The sequence below is a fragment of the Neiella marina genome (genome assembly GCF_002165625.1).
GTDB classification, from domain to species: domain Bacteria; phylum Pseudomonadota; class Gammaproteobacteria; order Enterobacterales; family Neiellaceae; genus Neiella; species Neiella marina.
The window spans coordinates 77,623-98,549 of the sequence record NZ_NGNS01000014.1 but is presented as its reverse complement, the minus strand read 5'-3'; the positions used below and the strand labels follow the sequence as shown (position 1 = coordinate 98,549).

The 20,927-nt window shown below is 49.3% G+C and carries 20 protein-coding genes, 1 other RNA gene and 2 pseudogenes; 11 read left to right on the top strand and 12 right to left on the bottom strand.

All coding sequences use genetic code 11. The annotated features are described in order from the left end of the window. Positions 1-153: 153 nt before the first annotated feature. Together CBE68_RS19085 and rnpB are read right to left on the bottom strand one after the other, a co-directional pair. Positions 154-279: pseudogene (locus CBE68_RS19085) on the bottom strand (DUF6538 domain-containing protein); the annotation flags it as partial. 92 nt (positions 280-371) lie between these two features. Beyond that, an RNA gene (gene rnpB, locus CBE68_RS11885) (RNase P RNA component class A) lies at positions 372-724 on the bottom strand. A gap of 202 nt (positions 725-926) precedes the next feature. Here rnpB and CBE68_RS11880 point away from each other — a divergent pair. Beyond that, complete coding sequence (locus CBE68_RS11880) at positions 927-1,277, top strand: hypothetical protein (protein ID WP_087506307.1); 351 nt, start codon at positions 927-929, stop codon at positions 1,275-1,277. A 27-nt stretch (positions 1,278-1,304) separates the two neighbouring features. After that, complete coding sequence (locus tag CBE68_RS11875) at positions 1,305-2,954, top strand: EAL domain-containing protein (RefSeq protein ID WP_087506306.1); 1,650 nt, start codon at positions 1,305-1,307, stop codon at positions 2,952-2,954. 6 nt (positions 2,955-2,960) lie between these two features. Here the strand turns inward: CBE68_RS11875 and rsmI are convergent, their stop codons facing one another. Continuing rightward, positions 2,961-3,794: a 16S rRNA (cytidine(1402)-2'-O)-methyltransferase gene (gene rsmI, locus CBE68_RS11870; RefSeq protein ID WP_087506305.1), complete on the bottom strand. Its 834-nt coding sequence runs from the start codon at positions 3,792-3,794 to the stop codon at positions 2,961-2,963. A 78-nt stretch (positions 3,795-3,872) separates the two neighbouring features. Here rsmI and CBE68_RS11865 point away from each other — a divergent pair, with 78 nt between their 5' ends. From CBE68_RS11865 to CBE68_RS11850, 4 genes are read left to right on the top strand one after another with little or no spacing between them, the layout of a single operon-like run. Then, positions 3,873-5,678 (top strand): penicillin-binding protein activator, encoded by a 1,806-nt coding sequence (locus tag CBE68_RS11865; protein ID WP_087506304.1) that lies wholly within the window; start codon positions 3,873-3,875, stop codon positions 5,676-5,678. A gap of 1 nt (position 5,679) precedes the next feature. Beyond that, a complete protein-coding gene (locus tag CBE68_RS11860; RefSeq protein WP_087506303.1) occupies positions 5,680-6,030 on the top strand; it encodes a YraN family protein in 351 nt (116 codons plus the stop codon). A 14-nt stretch (positions 6,031-6,044) separates the two neighbouring features. Next, on the top strand, positions 6,045-6,635 hold the full coding sequence (locus tag CBE68_RS11855; RefSeq protein WP_087506302.1) for a phosphoheptose isomerase: 591 nt from the start codon (positions 6,045-6,047) through the stop codon (positions 6,633-6,635). A 3-nt stretch (positions 6,636-6,638) separates the two neighbouring features. Then, a complete protein-coding gene (locus tag CBE68_RS11850; protein WP_087506301.1) occupies positions 6,639-7,232 on the top strand; it encodes a BON domain-containing protein in 594 nt (197 codons plus the stop codon). Between the two features lie 62 nt (positions 7,233-7,294). Here CBE68_RS11850 and CBE68_RS11845 read toward each other — a convergent pair whose 3' ends face one another. From CBE68_RS11845 to zapE, 8 genes are all read right to left on the bottom strand, one after another. Continuing rightward, positions 7,295-7,750, bottom strand: a complete 456-nt coding sequence (locus CBE68_RS11845) for a ClpXP protease specificity-enhancing factor (RefSeq protein ID WP_087506300.1) — start codon at positions 7,748-7,750, stop codon at positions 7,295-7,297. A gap of 27 nt (positions 7,751-7,777) precedes the next feature. Further along, complete coding sequence (gene sspA, locus CBE68_RS11840) at positions 7,778-8,404, bottom strand: stringent starvation protein SspA (protein WP_087506299.1); 627 nt, start codon at positions 8,402-8,404, stop codon at positions 7,778-7,780. An 83-nt stretch (positions 8,405-8,487) separates the two neighbouring features. Continuing rightward, positions 8,488-9,228: a cytochrome c1 gene (locus tag CBE68_RS11835; RefSeq protein ID WP_087506298.1), complete on the bottom strand. Its 741-nt coding sequence runs from the start codon at positions 9,226-9,228 to the stop codon at positions 8,488-8,490. Then, the gene (locus CBE68_RS11830; RefSeq protein ID WP_087506297.1) at positions 9,225-10,484 is read right to left on the bottom strand and encodes a cytochrome b; all 1,260 of its coding nucleotides are present in this window, start codon (positions 10,482-10,484) and stop codon (positions 9,225-9,227) included. The genes CBE68_RS11835 and CBE68_RS11830 overlap by 4 nt, the downstream gene beginning before the upstream one ends. After that, on the bottom strand, positions 10,484-11,074 hold the full coding sequence (petA, locus tag CBE68_RS11825; protein ID WP_087506296.1) for a ubiquinol-cytochrome c reductase iron-sulfur subunit: 591 nt from the start codon (positions 11,072-11,074) through the stop codon (positions 10,484-10,486). Before petA ends, CBE68_RS11830 begins: the two co-directional genes overlap by 1 nt. A 215-nt stretch (positions 11,075-11,289) precedes the next feature. Beyond that, on the bottom strand, positions 11,290-11,682 hold the full coding sequence (gene rpsI / locus CBE68_RS11820) for a 30S ribosomal protein S9 (protein WP_087506295.1): 393 nt from the start codon (positions 11,680-11,682) through the stop codon (positions 11,290-11,292). 17 nt (positions 11,683-11,699) lie between these two features. Next, a complete protein-coding gene (gene rplM, locus CBE68_RS11815) occupies positions 11,700-12,128 on the bottom strand; it encodes a 50S ribosomal protein L13 (RefSeq protein WP_087506294.1) in 429 nt (142 codons plus the stop codon). 496 nt (positions 12,129-12,624) lie between these two features. Then, complete coding sequence (gene zapE, locus CBE68_RS11810) at positions 12,625-13,719, bottom strand: cell division protein ZapE (protein WP_087506293.1); 1,095 nt, start codon at positions 13,717-13,719, stop codon at positions 12,625-12,627. A 205-nt stretch (positions 13,720-13,924) separates the two neighbouring features. Between zapE and CBE68_RS11805 the strand changes: the two genes are divergently transcribed. The 3 genes from CBE68_RS11805 (at position 13,925) to degS (ending at position 16,924) form a co-directional block, all read left to right on the top strand. Beyond that, on the top strand, positions 13,925-14,296 hold the full coding sequence (locus CBE68_RS11805) for a YhcB family protein (RefSeq protein WP_087506292.1): 372 nt from the start codon (positions 13,925-13,927) through the stop codon (positions 14,294-14,296). Positions 14,297-14,373: 77 nt separating this feature from the next. Further along, positions 14,374-15,717 carry a DegQ family serine endoprotease gene (locus CBE68_RS11800; RefSeq protein WP_087506291.1) on the top strand — a complete coding sequence of 448 codons (1,344 nt, stop codon included), beginning with the start codon at positions 14,374-14,376 and terminating at the stop codon, positions 15,715-15,717. A 103-nt stretch (positions 15,718-15,820) separates the two neighbouring features. Continuing rightward, positions 15,821-16,924 (top strand): outer membrane-stress sensor serine endopeptidase DegS, encoded by a 1,104-nt coding sequence (degS, locus tag CBE68_RS11795; protein ID WP_087506290.1) that lies wholly within the window; start codon positions 15,821-15,823, stop codon positions 16,922-16,924. 7 nt (positions 16,925-16,931) lie between these two features. Here the strand turns inward: degS and CBE68_RS11790 are convergent, their stop codons facing one another. After that, on the bottom strand, positions 16,932-17,819 hold the full coding sequence (locus CBE68_RS11790; RefSeq protein ID WP_443094002.1) for a LysR substrate-binding domain-containing protein: 888 nt from the start codon (positions 17,817-17,819) through the stop codon (positions 16,932-16,934). Positions 17,820-17,933: 114 nt separating this feature from the next. On the opposite strand from CBE68_RS11790, the pseudogene CBE68_RS11785 reads away from it, so the two are divergent. Both CBE68_RS11785 and CBE68_RS11780 read left to right on the top strand, forming a co-directional pair. Beyond that, positions 17,934-19,016, top strand: a pseudogene (locus tag CBE68_RS11785) (alkene reductase); the annotation flags it as partial. A gap of 42 nt (positions 19,017-19,058) precedes the next feature. Next, positions 19,059-20,150 (top strand): alkene reductase, encoded by a 1,092-nt coding sequence (locus CBE68_RS11780; protein WP_268234485.1) that lies wholly within the window; start codon positions 19,059-19,061, stop codon positions 20,148-20,150. The last annotated feature ends 777 nt before the right edge of the window (positions 20,151-20,927 follow it).

Sequence of the window (20,927 nt, the reverse complement as noted above, 5' to 3'; positions counted from 1 at the left end):
GAAACCCTCGAAGAATTGAATAGCATAAGAAACAAGCTTACCGTGGATAAAGCAAAGCAAGTTGCAAGCGAGAAGCGATGATAGGCAACTGTTAACGCAACAAATATCATGCTCTCAATTTATTGCATTTGAAAACCTAAGCAACCCACAACCTCAAGAGCGTCTTTGTGCTTGCTTAGGTGAGCGTGTACGCAGGCTAAAGCGAATGAATTCGGGTAGCTTTGTATAGTTTCTAACGACTGAAGGAACGCGCAGGCAGAGGTAGTAAATGCCATTACGCTGGTAAGTATGTTTAAGCTTCCGTTACTCATTTTGTTGCACACTTTGTATCACAGTAACCTCGCATAGCTGCAAGTTACTGAACTCAAAGAAGTGGGAGTCGGCCATAAGCCGGGTTCTGTCGTGGACAATCATTCGTCTAGGCCAGCAGTCGCCCGCTGGCTCAAGCAGCCTACCCGCCCCCAAATGCGGGCCGCATCCGTAGGGGCCTATTTGGCCTTGCTCCGGGTGGAGTTTACCGTGCCACGAACTGTTGCCAGCCGCGCGGTGCGCTCTTACCGCACCCTTTCACCCTTACCTGAGCTCTTACGAGCCATCGGCGGTTTACTCTCTGTTGCACTTGTCGTGAGCTTACGCTCCCCAGGCGTTACCTGGCACCCTGCCCTATGGAGCCCGGACTTTCCTCCCCTCTGCAAAGCAGAGCAGCGATTGCCTGGCCGACTCCGGCGCGCAGTGTACACCGATTGCAACGCGAACCCAAGTACTAACATGGCTATATAGTTGACTGGATTTTGTTGGCTGCGATAGTTTTGAGTCAGCTCGCAACTCTGCAGCTGAGAATAAAGCCAAGTTCAAGCCTGTACTAAACTGCGAGCATCAATGAAGCTCAGCTACAGAAACGCCTAAGAGCAAAAATATGGGGCTCCATGTTACCAAACAGCCATAAAAGCATTGCCCAGCTGTCGTTCTTTCTATCGCTTCGAGAAGCTTGCATCGCCCTAGTGCCGTTTGTCATTTTGATGGCATCATCTGCGGTGCTGTCTGAATACACCCATCGCTTTGACTGGTTTTCCCAATCGCCACAGATAGTCGCCGCAATCAGTTCTTGCAACGCCGTTCTGTTTGGTTTGTTTTCATTAGCTCTAGTCGGATCAATGAGCTTTTATTTAGCCAAAAACCTTGGCTTAAATACGGTTGCGTCACCAATATTGGCATTGTGTTGCTTTGTCTTTGACGCCACCCAACGTTCTGCCGAGCTCGATGCATTGGCATTTTAGTCAGAAGGCTTTTCTGGCTACGCAATATTGATTCCAACACTATCCAGTTACCTACTTGCCTTCACTTCCCGGCTGCAATGGTTGCACTTGGTGAAAGGTGCCGGAATTAGCCATTTTCTCAAGAAACACATTAACTTAGTGTTACCTTTCGCTGTGGTTTTTATTCTGGTCAGTTCAATCATGCCCTACATTGCTGAGCTATTCAGCATGCTAGGCTACTTGCTCGTTGCGCAATATGAAGAACTATCGATGTTTCCACGGATCCTGACGCGGATCTTTGTTAGCCAATTGACGTGGATGACCGGGGTTCATGGCGAACACATAGTCAATATGATCGATGGCATGGAGCTCGGCAATAATCTAATGATTGCTGGCATGCCGATGCACACCTTCATGTCGACCTTTGTTCACCTCGGCGGTTCCGGTTCAACTTGGGGGTTGATTTTGGCTTGCTTGGTGTGTCGCGAGCAGTTTCACGAAAAAAATGTCGCTAAATTATCAGTGCCGCTGGCGGTATTTAACGTCAATGAAACGCTGATTTATGGCATTCCAATTGTCTTCAATGTTTATTTCTTGGTGCCTTTTGTTTTCGCACCAATGGTCAATGCGTTTATTGCTTACCATGTGTTGCAAACCGGATGGTTACCTTTTACCGAAACCGAGCGCTCATGGGTCACACCGGTGCTACTCGATGCTTGGTTCATGTCGCAAAGCGGTCGTACAGTGTTCTTTCAAATGGTGTTAATTGTCATTAGTACCGCTATCTACTATCCGTTTGTGCGCTTGAGCATTCGCCACAATGCAACCTATCACCAGCTCGAACGACTCCGCGCAAGCCTGTCAGTGAACACCAAACTCGATGAAAGCCTCGAAGATCGTTTTATTGAAGTACAGCAGCAAAACCAAATGCGCCAATCTGAACTCAATCAGGTACTGCAAGATTTGGAACATGGCGAACTCGAGTTGCATTACCAACCGAAAATTAGTCTAGCTACTGGGTTGGTTTCAGGCTTCGAGGCGCTGGTCAGGTTACGCCATCCAACTGGCGATATCGCTGGGCCCTATTTTTTGCCCACTCTGAGAGAGCATAACCTAATCAATATTATCGACTGGTGGGTAATCAATAGGGTCAGCGAGGATCTCGATAAATGGGCTGCTGCCGGCTACCACCCTAAAGTTAGCCTCAACATCGATCCAATAGATTTGCACGAGCAAACGGTCGAGCAGTTGGAAAAAGCCATGCAGCAATTTCCTAAGCAAGTTGAAGTGGAAATCATCGAGAGCAGTTATATCAGCAACCAAGTCGCCATGGACAAAATGATCGAGCGTTTAGTGCAAAGCAATATATCCACGGCCATGGATGATTTTGGCACGGGTTATTCCAATATCGCCATGCTAGCTCGGACCAATATTCAAACCATTAAACTTGATAAATCGTTGCTTGAGATCACTGATGAACAGAAAGGCTTGCGCCTCTATGAGCAACTAGTCGTGTTGTGCAAACAGCTTGGTTTTCACATCGTCGCTGAAGGGGTTGAAACTCAGCAACAGTTGGATTTCTTGCGCACTACAGATGTCGATGAGGCACAGGGTTGGCTTTACGCTAAAGCAATGCCATTTCAGCAAGCTCATCAGTACATGTGTGACAACCAAAGCAAAGTACTAACAAGCTACTAGTTGTGTTTACTTTTCCTCTGCCATCATGGCTTTATAAATGGCGTTTTTTTTGCCGCCAAACGTCTCTGCGGCAATACCAGCAGCCTGTTTCGGAGGCATCAATGGCTGCAACTTCTTAGCCAAATGAACTGCTTGTTCGAAATCTTGGTCCTGCTCTTTGGGCGCCCCTTCGACCATCACCACCATTTCGCCTTGTTGTCGCTCTTCAGCGTCTTGAAACCAATCGATAACTTCAACCGGAGTACCGCTAATAAAAGTTTCAAAGCGTTTGGTCAGCTCTTTTGCTACCACCAGTTGGCGTGACTCACCGAAGACCTCAGCAACTGCAGTAAGGGTATCAATTATCCGCCTCGGTGATTCATAGAACACCATCGTCCGAGATTCGGCCGCGAGTCCTTGCAGCACGTCAATGCGACCGGCATTTTTGGCAGGCAAAAAGCCTTCGAAGCAAAATCGATCAGTGGCAAGCCCCGCCGCGGATAATGCAGTGATAGCCGCACAAGGGCCGGGCAACGCCACCACTTCATAACCTGCCTGACGCACCGCAGTCACCAAGGGATAGCCAGGATCTGAAATAAGTGGAGTGCCGGCATCCGACACCAATGCCAATGACTGGCCGTCTTCAAGGTAGTTAAGCATTTGCGCAGAGCGCTGATTTTCATTGTGAGCGTGCAAAGAAACCGCTTTGGTGTCGATACCAAAATGATTCAACAACTTTCGGGTATGACGTGTGTCTTCGGCAGCAATAACGTCAACTGCTGCTAACACCTCGAGAGCTCTTGCGCTAATATCTCCGAGGTTGCCGATTGGGGTAGGTACAATGTAAAGAGTGCCGCTCATGGAATTGGTTTTGTTTGTTCAGAATCAGCGGTTAATATACATCACTAAACCGTGCTCCCCCACATTTAAGGAGATCTTGTGCGCTATTCACAACAACGTCGCTTCGCATTCATCTCACGCTGGCTGATCGTCGTTATGATGGCTTTCGGCATCCTCAGTTGTGCCAGCAACGACAAGCCGTCACAGGCCGACCTTAACAACATTGCGTCTCCGCAACAGTGGTTAGATTTGGCGCTACAAGCTAAAGAGCCCGAGCGCAGCGAATATCGCTTGAACGCAACGCGGCTTTATTTGCGCTCAGGCAGGCTCGATTTAGCATCATCGACATTAACTGGCACAAAACCCACCGACCTAGCCAATCAACAACATTGGCTACTACTCGACGCACAGTTAAAAATGGCTCAGGGTGACATGGTTGGCGCCGAGCAGTCCTATGACAGCGCTATCGAGCAACCATTGCTCAATAAGCAGCTCAATGACGTGCGCTATGCCATTGCGACAGCAATCCACCAGTACCATGAGGATTATTGGGGAGCCGCTCAGCAAGCAGTAAAACGCTACCCCTATGTCGATGTGGAGCGTCAAGCCAAAGTCGAGCAGCAAATCTGGAGCTTGCTGGCTGAAGTCGAAAAAAATCAGCCATCACAGTTAGCCAACCAAAGTGTCGATCCAGCTTTTGATGGTTGGTTGTCGTTGTATAAGATTCTGAATAATAAAGGCCAACTGCAACAAGTGTTGGCGCAGTTGCAGCAGTGGCAGCAAGCTTATAAAGACCATCCAGCATCAGCGACACTGCCGGCAAACCTCAACGAAGCAATGACCGCTACCGGCCAGAAGCCAGCAGATGTCGCCGTCATTCTGCCGCTTAGTGGCAAGTACAAGTCGCAAGGCCATGCCCTTCGCAACGGCATGCTGCAAGCTGTCCTCGACGATCTGGAGAGCCCTACCCAGCTCCATTTTTATGATAGCGGCCGCAATACTATTGCTGACCTCTATCAGCAAATTCAGCAAGACGGCCACTCCATCATTGTCGGGCCGCTATTAAAGCCAAATGTCAGAACATTATTGGAGATTGCCGATGAGTCAATGCAAGTATTGGCGCTCAATCAAGTCGATGACGACCAACAATCGGCCGCAGTGAGCTCATTTGCATTATCGCCAGAACTTGAGGGTAGTAATACCGCCACCTTCTTCATTGACCAAGGCATCGAACATCCACTGGTGCTGCAAGCAAATGGCAGCAGTTATCAGCGCATTACCCGCTCTTTTGAGCAAGCTTGGCAACAACAAGAGAACCCAAATTCGATTGCCTTAGTACCGATTCAAGATGCCAAGAACATGCAGAAGCAAGTGCAACAGATCATGGGCATCACAGATTCCAAAGCACGCGCCGCTCAACTGGCTCAAGCGCTCGGCCTGAAATTGGAGTCAGAGCCTCGCAGCCGCGCTGATATCGATGCGATTTATGTGGTTGCGAGCTCCCAACAAGCACGTTTATTGAAGTCGTTTGTCGATGTCACTATCAGCCCTTTCGCCGATCCGGTGAAAGTCTATGCCGGGCCACGTTCTCATAACGGTCAAAGTAGCGAGTTTGGTGGTATTTATATTGCTGACATCCCGCTACTGACTGACCAAGCACTTCAGCAGCAAAAAACCGCAGTTCAGACACTTGCACCGGAATGGCAATACAGTGATATTCGCCTATTTGCTATGGGTCACGATGCCTTGTCACTCATTCCCCAGCTCGAAGCATTGCGGCAACTACCTGGCTTTACTGTCTCTGGCTGGACCGGTGACCTAAGTGTCTCAGAGAAAGGCGAAGTGGGGGTCAGCCTGCCATGGAGCCGATACCAAGATCAGCGTCTGATCCCGGTGAGCAGCTAGCTTGAAGAAAACCGGCGATCACTATGAACAGCTGGCCCTCGACTATTTGCGACGGCAGGGGCTATCACTTGTCACCCAACATTTTCGCAAAGGCCACTGGGAAATAGACCTGATCATGAGGGAACAAGACACTCTAGTGTTTGTCGAAGTAAAATATCGCAGCCAGAAGGGCTATGGCGGCGCCGAGTATGCCCTGAGCCAAGCTCAAATCAGCCGCCTACGACGTACCGCTCAATATTTTTTGCAAACACAGCAATTGAAAGAACACCAAACAGCGTGCCGGTTTGACCTGCTCGCTGTTGATGGTCAGGGCAATGAACAACAAATTTCCTGGCTGAAAAACGCATTTTAGTTCGAGAGGAACCCATGTTAGACCGAATCAAAGCCAGTTTTACTGAAAGCATCCAAACCAAAATAGCAGCAGCAGAAGCGTTGCCAGATGCAATTCAGGCGGCGGCATTCAACATGAGCCAAGCACTGCTCAACGGTAACAAAATTCTATCCTGCGGCAACGGTGGTTCTGCTGGCGACGCACAGCACTTTTCTTCTGAACTACTCAATCGATTTGAAAAAGAGCGCCCAGGCTTACCGGCGATGGCGTTGACCACGGACAGCTCGACGGTCACTTCCATTGCCAATGACTACAGCTACGATGAAGTGTTTTCAAAACAAGTCCGCGCTCTGGGTCAACCGGGCGATATCCTGCTGGCAATCAGCACCAGCGGTAATTCCCGCAATGTCATCAAAGCAATGGAAGCGGCAGTAAGCAGAGACATGAAGATTGTCGCGTTGACCGGAAAAGACGGCGGTGAAATGGCCGGATTGTTGAGCCAAAACGACGTTGAAGTTCGTGTGCCATCGGACCGCACCGCACGAATTCAGGAGGTGCACTTGCTCGTCATTCACTGCCTGTGTGATCTAATCGACAACACCCTGTTCCCCAATATCGAGGACTAGCCTGTGACTCGCTGGTATTTAGGTTTGGCAGCAATTGCCAGCCTTGCGTTGACGCAAGGCTGTGCTGGCGTCATTGTTGCGGGAGCTGCTGGCACCGCCACCATGCTCCATGATCGGCGCCCAGTAACCACTCAAGTGGAAGATACCAAGCTCGAGTTTGAACTCTCTAGCGCCTTCACTGAGAGCAGTGGCCTGGATAAGCAATCGCGGATCCGCGTGTTCGCTGTCAACGGCACGGTGTTACTGGTAGGTCAAGTACCCAGTAGCCACTTAATGGATGAAGTCAAACGGATCAGTGCCAATCAGGTCGACTCAGGCAAACTACACAATGAGCTTGAGATTAGAGAACCGATATCATTGGCCACTCGTTCGAGCGATAGCTGGCTATCTACCAAAGTCAGAAGTGCACTATTGGCAGATGAGAACACTGAGTTTTCTCGGCTGAAGATCATCACCGAGGATGGCAAAGTATTTATGATGGGCGTGGTAACCCGCTCGGAGGCCAACATCGCCACCGAGATAGTTCGCAACGTTAGTGGCGTAACTGAAGTCGTGCGGGTTTTTGAGTTTGTGCCAGAAGAATCAGCGAGCCAATAGTCGGCCAATTTACATAAAAAAACCGAGCATATCGCTCGGTTTTTTATTGCCTGACTGAAACCTTATTTAACCACTCGCAGCGTTGGTCTGGAACCAGTTGGCGGCGTCGGTTTGTCGTCGTCGCCATTGTCGTTTTGCAGATCCCGCTCAGCGGCAGGTTGTGATGATGCATCGTCACTATCGAGCTGATTTAACATTTCTCGATAACCTTGCTCTGCCTCAAACACTGTTCCAGCGCCGTTTTCTCTGGCATAAATCGCTTTCACAGCCCACATTGGCACGTAAAGAAGTTCCGGCTTACCACCAAAGCGAGCCGAGCATGACACCACGTCATTGGTCATCTGCAGCTGAGATACTGCCGCTGGTGCAATATTCAACACGATCTGCCCGTTCTGAACAAATTGCCGTGGCACTTCAACATCTGGCTGCTCTGCATCTACCACTAAGTGCGGGGTCAGATCATTGTCAACCAGCCATTCATAGAAGGCTCTGAGCAAGTAAGGACGACTCGGGGTCATAGTAACTCCTGCTAGCGAACGACGCGCTTAGAAAGCGTGAATTTCGCGCTCAACTTCAGTCAATGAAGCTTTGAATGAATCGCGTTCAAACAAACGGTTCATATAGGCTTTTAGCTCTTTGCTACCACGGCCGCTCAACTCAATACCAAGCACAGGCAAACGCCACAGCAATGGTGCCAAGAAGCAATCAGTGAGGCTGAACTCTTCACTCATGAAGTAAGGCGTTTCAGTAAAGATCGGCGCAATAGCCAATAACCCTTCACGCAACTCGCGACGAGCATTTTCAGCATCATCATTGTTGAAAATCTTTTCAACCAATCCGTACCAGTCTTTTTCAATGCGATACATCATCAAGCGGCTACGACCACGAGCCACCGGATAAACCGGCATCAATGGCGGATGAGGAAAACGCTCATCGAGGTATTCGGTAATGATTTGTGCACGGTAAAGCACTAAGTCACGGTCGACCAGAGTTGGAACGCTACCATATGGGTTGACCTCAGCAAGCTCCTCAGACGGGTGCTCAGCATCAACATAAGTGGCTTCAAAGGTCACGCCTTTTTCCGCCAGAACAATGCGAACCTGATGGCTATACAAGTCATCCATCGCAGAGAACAGGGTCATAACAGAACGTTTATTGGCAGCTACAGCCATGCGTTCCTCCAAGTCATTAAACGAAAACTGAAAACAGCAAAGGGGCCGCTGGCCCCTTGCTAGCAAAAATTAGTGCATTGGGATTAATGCACGTCTCGCCAGAATTCCTTCTTCAAGAAGTAAGAAAGGATTAGCAAGATGAACAAGAAACCAAGTACCCAGTAGCCTAAACGCTGACGCTCCAGCGCAATTGGCTCTGCTGAATAGGCCAAGAAGTTAGTGATATCACGAACCGCTTGATCGTACTCATCAGTACTCATTTCACCCGAACCGTCGACTTCGATTTCACCAGTGAACACCAGCTTCTCTTCACCATCGACTAGGCGGGTTTCATATTTCTTGGTTGGAATGCCTTGCAGTTCTTCCAGAACGTGAGGCATACCGACGCTTGGGAACACAACATTGTTAACCCCAAACGGACGCGTTTCATCCACGTAGAAGGTGCGTAGGTAGGTATAGATCCAATCCACACCACGAACACGGGCCACCAACGTTAGGTCTGGCGGAGTTGCACCAAACCATTTCGCAGCTTGTTCGTCATCCACTGAATTTTCCATCAATTCACCGATTTTGGCACCGGTGAAGATCAGGTTTTCTTGCATCAGATCCAACGGGATACCGATGTCAGTAGCAACACGCTCGTAACGCTGATATTGCGTGCTGTGACAACCAAAGCAGTAGTTCATAAACAATTTGGCACCGCGTTGCAGTGACGCATTGTCAGTCAGGTCAATGTTGGCGTCATCCAACGGCACACTGCTACCACCAGCTGCGAAAGCAGCAGAAGGAACCAGCAGTGACAAAATTAACAACCATGTTTTCATTTGCTGATCCTCTCAGGTACAGGCTTACATTTCTCGTTTTTACTGTAGAACCACAGCAGTGCGAAGAATGCGAAGTAACCAAAGGTAGTGATCTGAGCCAACAAAGTGCGGCCCGGAGTCGCAGGGATCGCACCCAAAATACCAAGAATGATGAAGCAAATAACAAATTGAGTCAGGTTCAGCTTGTGCCAGATGCTGCGGTATTTAACCGACTTCACTTTACAGCGGTCGAGCCAAGGCAGCAGGAACAACACCACGATTGCCGCGCCCATGCCAACAACACCCATCAGCTTGTGAGGGATTGCTCGCAAAATCGCATAGAACGAAGTGAAGTACCAAACTGGCGCAATGTGCTCAGGCGTCTTCAGCGGATTAGCCGCTTCGAAGTTTGGCTTCTCCAAGAAGTAACCGCCCATTTCTGGCGCAAAGAAAATCACATAGCAGAATAGGATCAAGAAACCAGCGACGCCCATGATGTCTTTCACCGTGTAATACGGATGGAAAGGTACGGCATCAACGATGTCGTATTTGTCATAGCGAGCGTGGAATTTAAATTTGCTCTTTTCACCTTCTGGTACCGAGCCTTTTGGCTTCTTAATATCGATACCTTCTGGGTTGTTTGAGCCCACTTCATGCAGTGCCAAAATGTGCAGGAACACCAACACCACGAGTACCAGTGGTAACGCAATCACGTGCAAAGCAAAGAAGCGGTTCAGGGTCGCGCCTGAGATCACGTAGTCACCACGGATCCACAGGGTCAAGTCGTCACCAATCCAAGGAATGGCACCGAACAGCGAGATAATGACCTGAGCACCCCAGAACGACATCTGGCCCCAAGGCAACAGGTAGCCCATGAAGGCTTCTGCCATTAGTACCAAGAAGATCAGCATGCCGAACAACCACAGCAATTCGCGAGGCTTTTGATACGAGCCGTACATCATGCCGCGGAACATATGCAGGTAAACCACAACGAAGAATGCCGAAGCCCCCGTCGAGTGCATATAGCGCAGTAGCCAGCCGTAATCGACATCACGCATGATGTATTCGATCGAGGCGAACGCACCTTCACCAGAAGGAACGTAGTTCATGGTCAGCCAGATACCAGTGACGATCTGATTGACCAACACCAACATGGCTAATGAGCCAAAGAAATACCAAAAGTTGAAGTTCTTCGGTGCTGGGTATTGGATAACGTGCTTGTTCATCGCTTCCATAAATGGAAGACGAGCTTCAATCCAGTCCATCAAACCTTTCATCACGCGGCTCCTTCTTCAACACCGACCAAAATAGTGGTGTCATCAACAAAGGTATACGGTGGGATCACCAGGTTTAGGCCAGCTGGAACGTTTTGGAACACGCGTCCGGCCATATCGAATTTCGAGCCATGACAAGGGCAGAAGAACCCTGACTTAACGCCAGAGACCTGCTCACCGAAAGTATCAGGCAGATAAGTTGGTGAACAACCGAGGTGAGTACACAAACCAACCGCGACCAGAATCTCTGGCTTCAGCGAGCGGTATTGGTTTTTTGCAAACTCAGGTTGCTGAGGCTCATCAGACGCAGGATCTTTGAGCTGATTTTCAACAGCTTTCAACTCGTCTAATGCCGCTTGAGTACGATTAACAACCCAAACCGGCTGGCCGCGCCAATCGACACGAATTAATTGGCCAGGTTCGAGTTTACTAATATCAACTTCCACCGGTGCACCAGCCGCTTTGGCTTTCGCACTTGGGTTCCAGGATGCGATGAAAGGCACAGCGGCGAAAGCACAGCCAGCACCTCCAACCACAGCCGTGGTCGCAGTCAAAAATCGACGGCGGCCAGAATCAACAGGCGCATTGCTCATGCAAGGGTCTCCCGTCAGGGCTCCGTAATTGAATTATTGTTATGCAGTGTCAAAACAGATAATGGCAGGATAAAACCAGACCTTGATCAACACTAATGTATAAAACCGCGCCAATGATAAAAAATCGAGGCGCGAAACACAAACTGGTCTTGCCACAGAAGGCAAAAAAAAACCCAGCAATTGCTGGGTTTTTTCGAACCAAAATGCAGCAAAACTTAACGTTTTGAGAATTGTGGCTTCTTACGTGCTTTGTGCAGACCAACTTTCTTACGTTCAACGCGACGAGCGTCACGAGTCACGTAGCCAGCTGCGCGCAGTGCAGGACGCAAGGTTTCATCGTACTCCATCAGAGCGCGAGTGATACCGTGACGGATTGCACCAGCTTGACCGCTGATACCACCACCAACTACGGTGATGTACAGATCCAATTTTTCAGTCAGTTCAGTCAGCTCAAGAGGTTGTTTAACAACCATGCGAGCCGTTTCACGACCAAAGTACTCTTCCAAAGTACGCTTGTTTACTGTGATGTTGCCAGTACCTGGTTTAACGAATACGCGAGCAGTAGAGCTCTTGCGACGACCAGTACCATAATATTGATTATCAGCCATTTGCCTGTTCCTCTACCTTAGATGTCCAGTACTTTAGGTTGTTGAGCAGCGTGTTGATGCTCAGCACCCGCGTACACTTTCAGCTTGCGGAACATTGCACGGCCCAAAGGACCTTTTGGCAACATACCTTTCACAGCTTTCTCGATTACCATTTCTGGTTTGCGTGCAATCAGCTTCTCGAAGTTGATTTCACGAATACCACCAGGGAAACCGGTGTGACGGTAGTACATCTTGTTTTCGGCTTTACGGCCGGTAACAGCTACTTTTTCACAGTTGATAACAACGATGTAATCGCCAGTATCAACGTGTGGAGTGTATTCAGGCTTGTGCTTGCCGCGCAGACGCAAAGCAATCTCAGTTGCCAAACGGCCCAGAGTTTTGCCTTCCGCATCCACGACATACCAGTCGCGTTTGACAGATTCTGGCTTAGCAGTAAAAGTTGTCATTTATCTTAACCCAATAAAATCAGTTACATACCTAGCTTCCAAGGAAGCCCCGATGCGGTTTTTCGCCCCTTCGAGCGCATTGTCCGCAAAATGGTAAAAGTGGGAGCATGCAAATAAGGGCTGGCGGATTATACAGAAAGGTGTAACCGAGATCACGCGCTAATTATGATTATTTTTTGTTCGCTGGTTATCGAGTGTTGATTCGGTCACGAACAACTCCCTTCGATGACGCTCAAGCCCATCCTTGGAGCGCTCTGCATGCGGCATCCATGCCGCCTGAAGCACCCCAGTGAGTTATTCGCTGTCTCTCTGTTATGCCATGCGCTCACTACTTCATCGGCGTAGGTTATCTGTTGCTGGCGAAGACCTTCCGCAGCAGGGAAGCTGCGGTAGAGCGCACACGGATGTGTTTACAGCGTGTCTGAGTCGGGAACTGATAGCCTATGTCGCTGCTCGAACTGAATAATTCACGAGAGGTTCGGGCTTGAGTCTACACTCAAGGCCGATGAGGTAGCGCCAAGTATTCCTCACTCTGCATTTCCTGCAAACGAGACAGGCAACGCTTGTACTCAAACTCCAAACCGCGGCCTGAATACAAGTTTGCCAACGGCTGCTCAGCGGAGAGTAATAACTTCACGCGGCGATCGTACAGCTCATCAATCAATGAGATAAATCGACGTGCAGCATCATTTTGACTGTCATTCATGGCAATGATGTTGGTTAGCAGCACCGTATGAAAGTAAGTGGCCACTTCGATGTAATCGAGCTGACTTCTTGCGGTTTGGCATAGCGAGGTGAAATCGATCATCAGCACATCATCGGCATGCCAGCGAACATCAATCGCCCGACCCAAAATATCGATCGTTCCGCCCTCTCGACCTGGTTCAGGCGCCAATTGATGGAATCGCTCAGTCAGCGCTTGGTCTGCTGCGGGATCGTTGGGAATATAGCTGCATGGTGCAGCAGTCAGTAAACGCAGTCGATAATCGACACCTGCATCAACATTCACCACTTTGCAATGCTGTTCAAGCAACGCGATGGCCGGTAAAAATCGACTTCGTTGCAAACCGTTGCGATACAACTCATTGGGCACAATGTTCGAGGTGGCTATTAAAACCACGCCTCGGTCGAACAGGCCTTTGAGTAGCTCAGCCATTAGCATTGCGTCGGTGATATCAGAAACAAAAAACTCATCAACGCAAATAACCCTAGCGCGCTCAGCAAAGCTAGCCGCGACCAACTCCATAGGGTTTGCCTGCCCTGCAGCAGTTTTTAATTCAGCATGAACTTGCTGCATCAATCGGTGGAAATGTAATCGCAGCTTGTTTTCAAACGGCAACGATTCGAAAAAGGTGTCAACTAAGTAAGTTTTGCCGCGCCCAACACCGCCCCAAAAATACAATCCCTTGGTCGAATGCTGAGTTTTTTTTCGCTGCAGCCGCTGCCAGAAGCTGGACTTCGGGCTAGGCTTGTTCAACTGCTGAAACAACGATTCTAATTCGTTCACAGCATTGGCTTGGGCAGAGTCTTGACTGAAGCCGCGATGAGTCAAATCATATTGATACTGTTGCAAAGGTGAGCGGGCCACTATGGAACATCCTCGTTGTTACAATGGCCCGCATCTTATACCAATCGAGCGGCAGATTGGTATGGTCAGCTAATTAGCTATTTTCGCGATGCACGTTCAGCTTTTACTTGGTTGAGCTTGATTTACTTTAGCGCCGTACCCATTAATTGAAGGGCTGGCTTGCCAGCTTCCAGAACAAAATAGTCGTTTACTCATTAAGGAGAGTCGGATGAGTTGGATCCCATTTGTTTGCGTATTTGCTGGCCTTGTTGCTGGTATTCTCATTGGCCGTTTTTGGGCTCAAAAATCAGCCGAAACATCAACACTCGACATTGAATTGCATAACACCAAAGCCGAGTTTGAACGCTATAAATCAGAAGTCACAGAGCACCTCCAATCCACTTCTGACTTGATGCATGCTGCTCAAGAGAACTATGAGCAATTGACCGAGCAACTGTTGAAGACCCGACAGCTGTTAACGGATGACGAGACGCAAGACAAAGAACAGCCTGTTCGCGTGAAAAGCGCCGGAGAATTACCTCCACGCGATTACGCCAACACCAGTCATGGTCTTTTGAAACAAAAAGAAACATCTCAATAAAAAAATTGCTGAACTTAACCTTAATGTAAACGTCTATTGGCTTAACGGATAAAACAGAAGTAGAGGATTTTCTGGCTATGAAATTTCGCCATATTTTCAGCGCATTAATTGTTGGCGTGACACTAACCGCGCCAATTTCAGCAGTCGCAGCTTTGCCATCTAGCGTGGATGGCAAACCACTTCCTTCACTTGCTCCTATGTTGGAAAAAGTGACCCCTGCAGTGGTTAACATTTCAGTCGCGGGTACCCACACCCAGCGTCAACGTATTCCAGAAATATTTCGCCACTTTGGCGCCCCCTCGGAATCAGTCAGGGAACGCCCATTCAAAGGCCTTGGCTCCGGAGTCATTATTGATGCCGACAAAGGCTATGTGATCACCAATCATCACGTCATTAACAACGCCGATGAAATCACCGTCACGCTGACCGATGGCCGTAGTTTCGATGCCAAAAAAATTGGTTCAGATGAGGGTACCGACGTTGCATTGCTGCAGATCGAAGCTGATGACCTAACGGCTATCAAACTGGGCAATTCTGACGACCTACGAGTTGGTGACTTCGCCGTCGCCATTGGTAACCCCTTCGGTCTTGGCCAAACAGTTACCTCAGGCATCATCGGTGCGTTGGCACGCTCTAGTCTGAATATTGAGAATTACGAAAACTTCATCCAAACCGACGCTGCCATTAATAGTGGTAACTCTGGCGGCGCTTTGGTCAATCTTAACGGCCGTCTTATCGGCATCAACACCGCCATTTATGGCCCCAATGGCGGCAACGTCGGAATCGGTTTTGCCATCCCGATTAACATGGCCAATAACATCATCGACCAACTGCTAGAACACGGCAAAGTGCAACGTGGCGTGCTCGGTATTACCGGTCGCGATTTGAATTCAGAGGTCGCCAAAGCGATGGATCTGGATGTTCAGAAAGGTGCATTCGTTAATCAGGTGTTTGCCGATACCGCCGCAGCCGACGCAGGCATTGAAGCTGGCGACGTGATCACCGAGATTAACGGCAAACCAGTCAATTCGTTTGGTCAGCTTCGTGCCCAAATCGGCACCATGGGTGCTGGCTCGAAGGTCAAATTAGGCTTACTGCGTGATGGCAGCAAGAAAACAGTCACTGTTACTCTAGGCGGCTCCGATGAGCAGACGGCTAGTGCTCAGGACATTGACAAGCGTTTGCTGGGAGCCAAGTTGGAAACCACCAAGGAATACAAAGGCGGTATCGCGATTGTCGAATTGGAGCCCGGCTCTCCTGCTGCTCGCGTTGGCTTGAAAAAAGACGATGTCATTATTGGCATCAATAAGCAGCGAGTGAAAACCATCAGCGACCTGCAAGATATCCTCGACGATGCCAAGGGCACAATCGCGCTCAATCTAGTGCGAGATGGCACTCAAATTTACTTGTTTATGCGCTAATTTAACCGGTAATGAAAAAATGGGTGAGCGCATGGCTCGCCCATTTTTTTGTTAGCTGTTATTCTCCGAATATGGCTCATTAACCTGCTGTTAACCAAAATCCGTGCGCTTTCTTACCTATGTTTTCAAAGCTTCGCTGGCTGGCCTGTTACTTGCCGCGTTGTTGCTTATCCTGTTTCCCGGTCTGCGCGGCAGCAATACTTTGTTTGATTCCTGGTTACCGACGGCCAACTCTGCCAATGGCCCAATGTCGCTAACAGACGCGGTCCGAAAAGCCTCACCAGCAGTGGTTAACGTCTACTCACGAAGCTTGCAACGCGCGGGCGGTCTGTGGAGCAATAAAGCCGAATTGCGCACCAAAGGCTTAGGCTCAGGTGTCATCATGACCGAAAAGGGCCACATCCTGACCAACTCTCATGTGGTTGAAAATGCAGATCAAATCTTAGTGGCATTGCAAGACGGCCGGATTTACACCGCCAAATTGATTGGTAAAGATATCTTTACCGATCTTGCCGTGTTGCACATTGAAGATGAAGACTTACCGGTAATCCCTCAACTCGCCGATTACACCCCAGAAGTTGGTGAACTGGTATTAGCCATTGGTAACCCGTATAACTTGGGCCAAACCATAACTCAAGGCATCATCAGTGCCGCTGGCCGAAGTGGTATGGCTGCCACCAACTATCAAGAATTCTTACAAACCGATGCCGCAATCAATCGAGGCAACTCAGGGGGCGCACTGGTCAACAGTGATGGCGTATTGGTTGGCATTAACACCGCAGCATTCCAAGCCGGTCAAGAAATCGATATCTATGGTATTAGCTTCGCAGTGCCCTACGGACTAGCGCGTAAAGTACTTGAAAGCATTATTAAGCATGGCCGGGTGATTCGTGGCTACCTGGGGATCACCGGCGAATCGATCAGTCCAACCATGGCGCAACAACTGAGACTTGCTGACCGCAGTGGTGTTATTGTCACTTCCATGGAGCCGACCGGTCCAGCAGCCAATGCGGGCATAATAGCCAACGACATCATTCTCAAAATCAATGGCAAAGACATAAGTGAAGTTAATGTCGCGATGGATTCCATCGCCGAAACCAAACCCGGTGAAAGTGTTGAGTTGACGATTCTTCGCCAAGGGCAGTTGATTACCATCGCGGTGATCGTCTCGGAGCCGCCCTTACCCACAACAATGGCTCGACGCTAACACAGCATCAAAGATTTAAGTGCTGCTGTAAGAAATCAAGCAGCACCGACACCCGAGGCGCCAATTTGCTACTGCGGTAATACACCGCATGAACTTGCTCGCGTTCACTGCCAGATACCACATGTGATGACAGCACCGACTGTAGTCGTCCGGCCGCTATGTCTTTTGCCACCATGAAACGAGAAAGACATGCGATGCCGTTTCCGCTCATTGCCAGTTGTCGCACCACTTCGCCGTTGGATGCACTTAGCTGAGGTTTGATTTCCAATGGCGGTTGTAATGGCCAGCGATTCAGGTTTCTGCTGCCCACAAAGCCTAACAACTGATGCTGTTGTAGCTCGTCAACAGAACTCGGCGTGCCATGTTCCGCAAGGTAAATCGGCGAAGCCACCAGCAATAAAGGACTGTGACCGAGTAATCTCGCATGCAAGTTGGAGTCTTGCAGTCGACCAATACGAATCGCTACATCCACCTGGTGGCGTAACAGGTCGATAATCCCCTCATTAGCGGTAAGCTCTAGCTCTATCGCAGGATACAAGCGCCGAAATTCACTCATAAGCGGCACCAGTTGATGCAACGCAAATGGGCTGGCTGCATCAAGGCGAATTCGCCCTGACGGTTGTTGACTGTGGCTTTGTAACTGTTCTTCGGCCAGCGCCAGTGTCGATAACCCTTGGCGTACCGAATCGACAAACCTTGCACCTTCCTCGGTGAGCTCCAATCGGCGTGTGGTGCGGTTCAGCAACGTCATTTGCAATTGGCGCTCAATCCTTGCCACGGCTCTTGATATCTTCGCCACTTGCACTCCCAACTGTTCTGCCGCAGCGGAAAAGCCGCCGCAGTCAACAACACTAATCAAGAGCTGAAGATCGTCCGATCTGGTTTTAATTGTCATTTTTGCAAAAATAGCAATAATGTTTTTCTATAACCATAGTTAATCACAAATAAAACCATATCTATACTTCAAGCCTCTGATTTTGATAACTGCCATACGGCACGAGGTATTCTTGTGAATAATGCTCTGTTTACTCCAGTCAAACTTGGTTCAATAACCTTGAACAATCGCATCGTCATGCCACCGATGACGCGTTCTCGTGCCAGCCAACCGGGTAATTGCGCCAATGCTTTGATGGCGGAGTATTACGGCCAACGCGCTTCCGCAGGCTTGATCGTCGCCGAAGGCACGCAAATATCGCCAATGGGTCAAGGTTACGCGTGGACTCCGGGGATCTACTCTGATCAACAAATTGTCGGCTGGAAACTTGTCACTGATGAAGTTCATGCCAAAGGTGGCACCATCTTCGCCCAATTGTGGCATGTTGGTCGTGTCACCCACCCTGATAATATTGGCGGCAAACAGCCAGTATCTGCCTCTGCGATCAAAGCAGAGAATGTCCGAGTATTTGTTGATAATGGCAGCGACCAACCTGGCTTTGTCGATGTTGTTGAACCTCGCGCGCTAACTGTTGATGAGATCGCCGCGATTATTGAAGAGTATGCTCAAGCAGCCCGCAACGCCGTTGCGGCGGGCTTTGATGGCATTGAACTGCATGGCGCAAATGGCTATTTGGTCAATCAGTTTATTGACTCCGAATCAAATGCCAGAACCGATCAATATGGCGGTAGTTTGGAGAATCGCTTGCGCTTCTTGGATGAAGTCGTCGCAGCCATGGTTGCCGCTATTGGCGCTGAACGCGTTGGCGTCAGATTAGCACCCCTGACCACGCTCAATGGCACTGTTGATGCCAAACCGCAACAAACATACACAGCCGCCGCCGAGTTGCTCAACAAGCATCAGATTGCTTACCTACACATTGCCGAAGCCGACTGGGATGACGCCCCTGAAATGTCAGAGCAATTCAAACAAGAGTTGCGCTCTGCTTTTTCTGGCGTATTGATTTACGCCGGTAAGTACACCGCTGAGCGCGCCGTGGCAGCTATTGAATCTGGTTGGGCTGACATGATCGGTTTCGGCCGCCCGTTTGTTGCCAACCCCGATTTACCGTACCGACTTCAGCACGGTGTGCCATGGGCCGCCCACAATCCAGAAACTTTATTTGGCGGCGGAGCCGCAGGCTTAACCGACTACCCGGCATGCGACCAACAAGCCACAACTGAAGGCTCTGCTGAGCTATTGCTGTCTGCCATTGGTATTGGCGATGAACAACTGGCCAACCGCATCGCCATGGCACCGATGACGCGCTCTCGTACCGATCAACCGGGAGATGTACCGAATGCTCTAATGGCCGAATACTATCAGCAACGTGCTGGTGCCGGTCTAATCATCACCGAAGGAGCGCCGATTTCCGATGTTGGCCGCGGTTATTCAATGACGCCGGGGATCTACACCCAAGCTCATATTGATGGCTGGAAAAGAGTCACCGAAGCGGTACATGCAAAAGGCGGTAAGATATTCATTCAGCTTTGGCATGTTGGCCGCCGCTCGCATTCGACCATTGCGGGCCAAACACCAGTGGCACCATCGGCGGTGAAAAACCCAGATCAAGTGTTCGGACCATTACCAGAAGGCGGCTTTGGCATGATCGAAACGGACATGCCGCGAGCCATGACCCAACAAGACATTGATGACACCATTGCTGATTTTGTCCAAGCAGCGAAGAATTCAATTGCCGCGGGTTTTGATGGCGTGGAACTTCATGGTGCTCATGGCTACTTACTGGATCAGTTCCTTCGAACCACTAGCAATCATCGGACCGATGAATATGGCGGTTCAGCTGAAAATCGCCTGCGTTTTCCATTGCAAGTAACCCAAGCAGTGGTCGATGCCATTGGCGGCGATAAGGTAGCCATCCGCTTATCACCATTTGTTACTGAAGGTCAGGCCGATGCCGATCCGCAAATCGCCGATTTGACCCTGCAACTGATCGAACGACTCGCGCCAATGAAGCTGGCTTACTTGCACTTTTCTGAGAACATTTCGAATTACACTCAGATGCCTGATAGCTATCGCCAACAAGTACGAGCCATTTATCCGCAACCCATTATGGTAGCGGGTAAATACACTCAGCAGGCAGCGACTGATGTCATCAACAAGGGTTATGCGGACCTTGTTGCATTCGGGCAGCCGTTTATTACCAATCCAGACTTGGTTGAGCGGATCCGCCATGGCATCGCCTTAACGCCTGTCGATTACGATGCTCACGCCACTTTTTACGGCGGGGGGGCAGAAGGTTATACGGACTATCCGACGGCAACGGCTGATTAAGCGTTTAACTAAGCCCGGCTTTGCTGGCGGGGCTTTGTATATGAAAAAAGAAAGCGGATGAGACCCCCAGTAATGTCCGGTATTCAGAGGGGGATAGTGAGAACAGAACTTACCATGACTATAACTCTGGTGGACACGGGGCATCTCAATGTTGTTTTCTTTACGAATAAAGACGACATTAGCGTCTGGGGTGCAATCTGTCAGTCTTGGGAAAGTATGTTATGTCAGCTACTAGGGGAAAAGAAGCATGAAGTACATAAAACTATCAGTTTTTGGTCTTAGTGTTTTTGTTGTTGGGCTTTGTGTTGGAGCTTACTTGTTCTTCAACGTAATGTGGCTACCACTATATTCTGCTCATGTACATTCTTCATCGCTAAGCTACGTTAGTGCTCTTAACGCAGATATCAATGAAATAAAAAGGAGAGAGGGTCAGGCCCTCATAATAGATCTCTGTAATCTGGTGGAGTCTAAAGATTACTCTCTATTAACTGGAGTGAACAACATCACTATGGACACGATTGATTTTTCTTTTGAATCTTTAGGAGTAAGAAAAGAGGAGCGACATAGCTTCTGCAACATGCCAAATGAGCGATACAACTACTTAGTTCTCGATCAAAAGAGTTAGCGCCAAATAATTTGCCCTCTGCGAAGACATCGCAGAAACATCCCTTTACAGGCTCCAGGAACAAGCTCCTCAGAGCCTCTTTTCCCCTCCAAATTTCAAACAAATTCGTCGACTGCGATCGAAGATTGCAGGGTCTCTAACTGTAGCCGTCA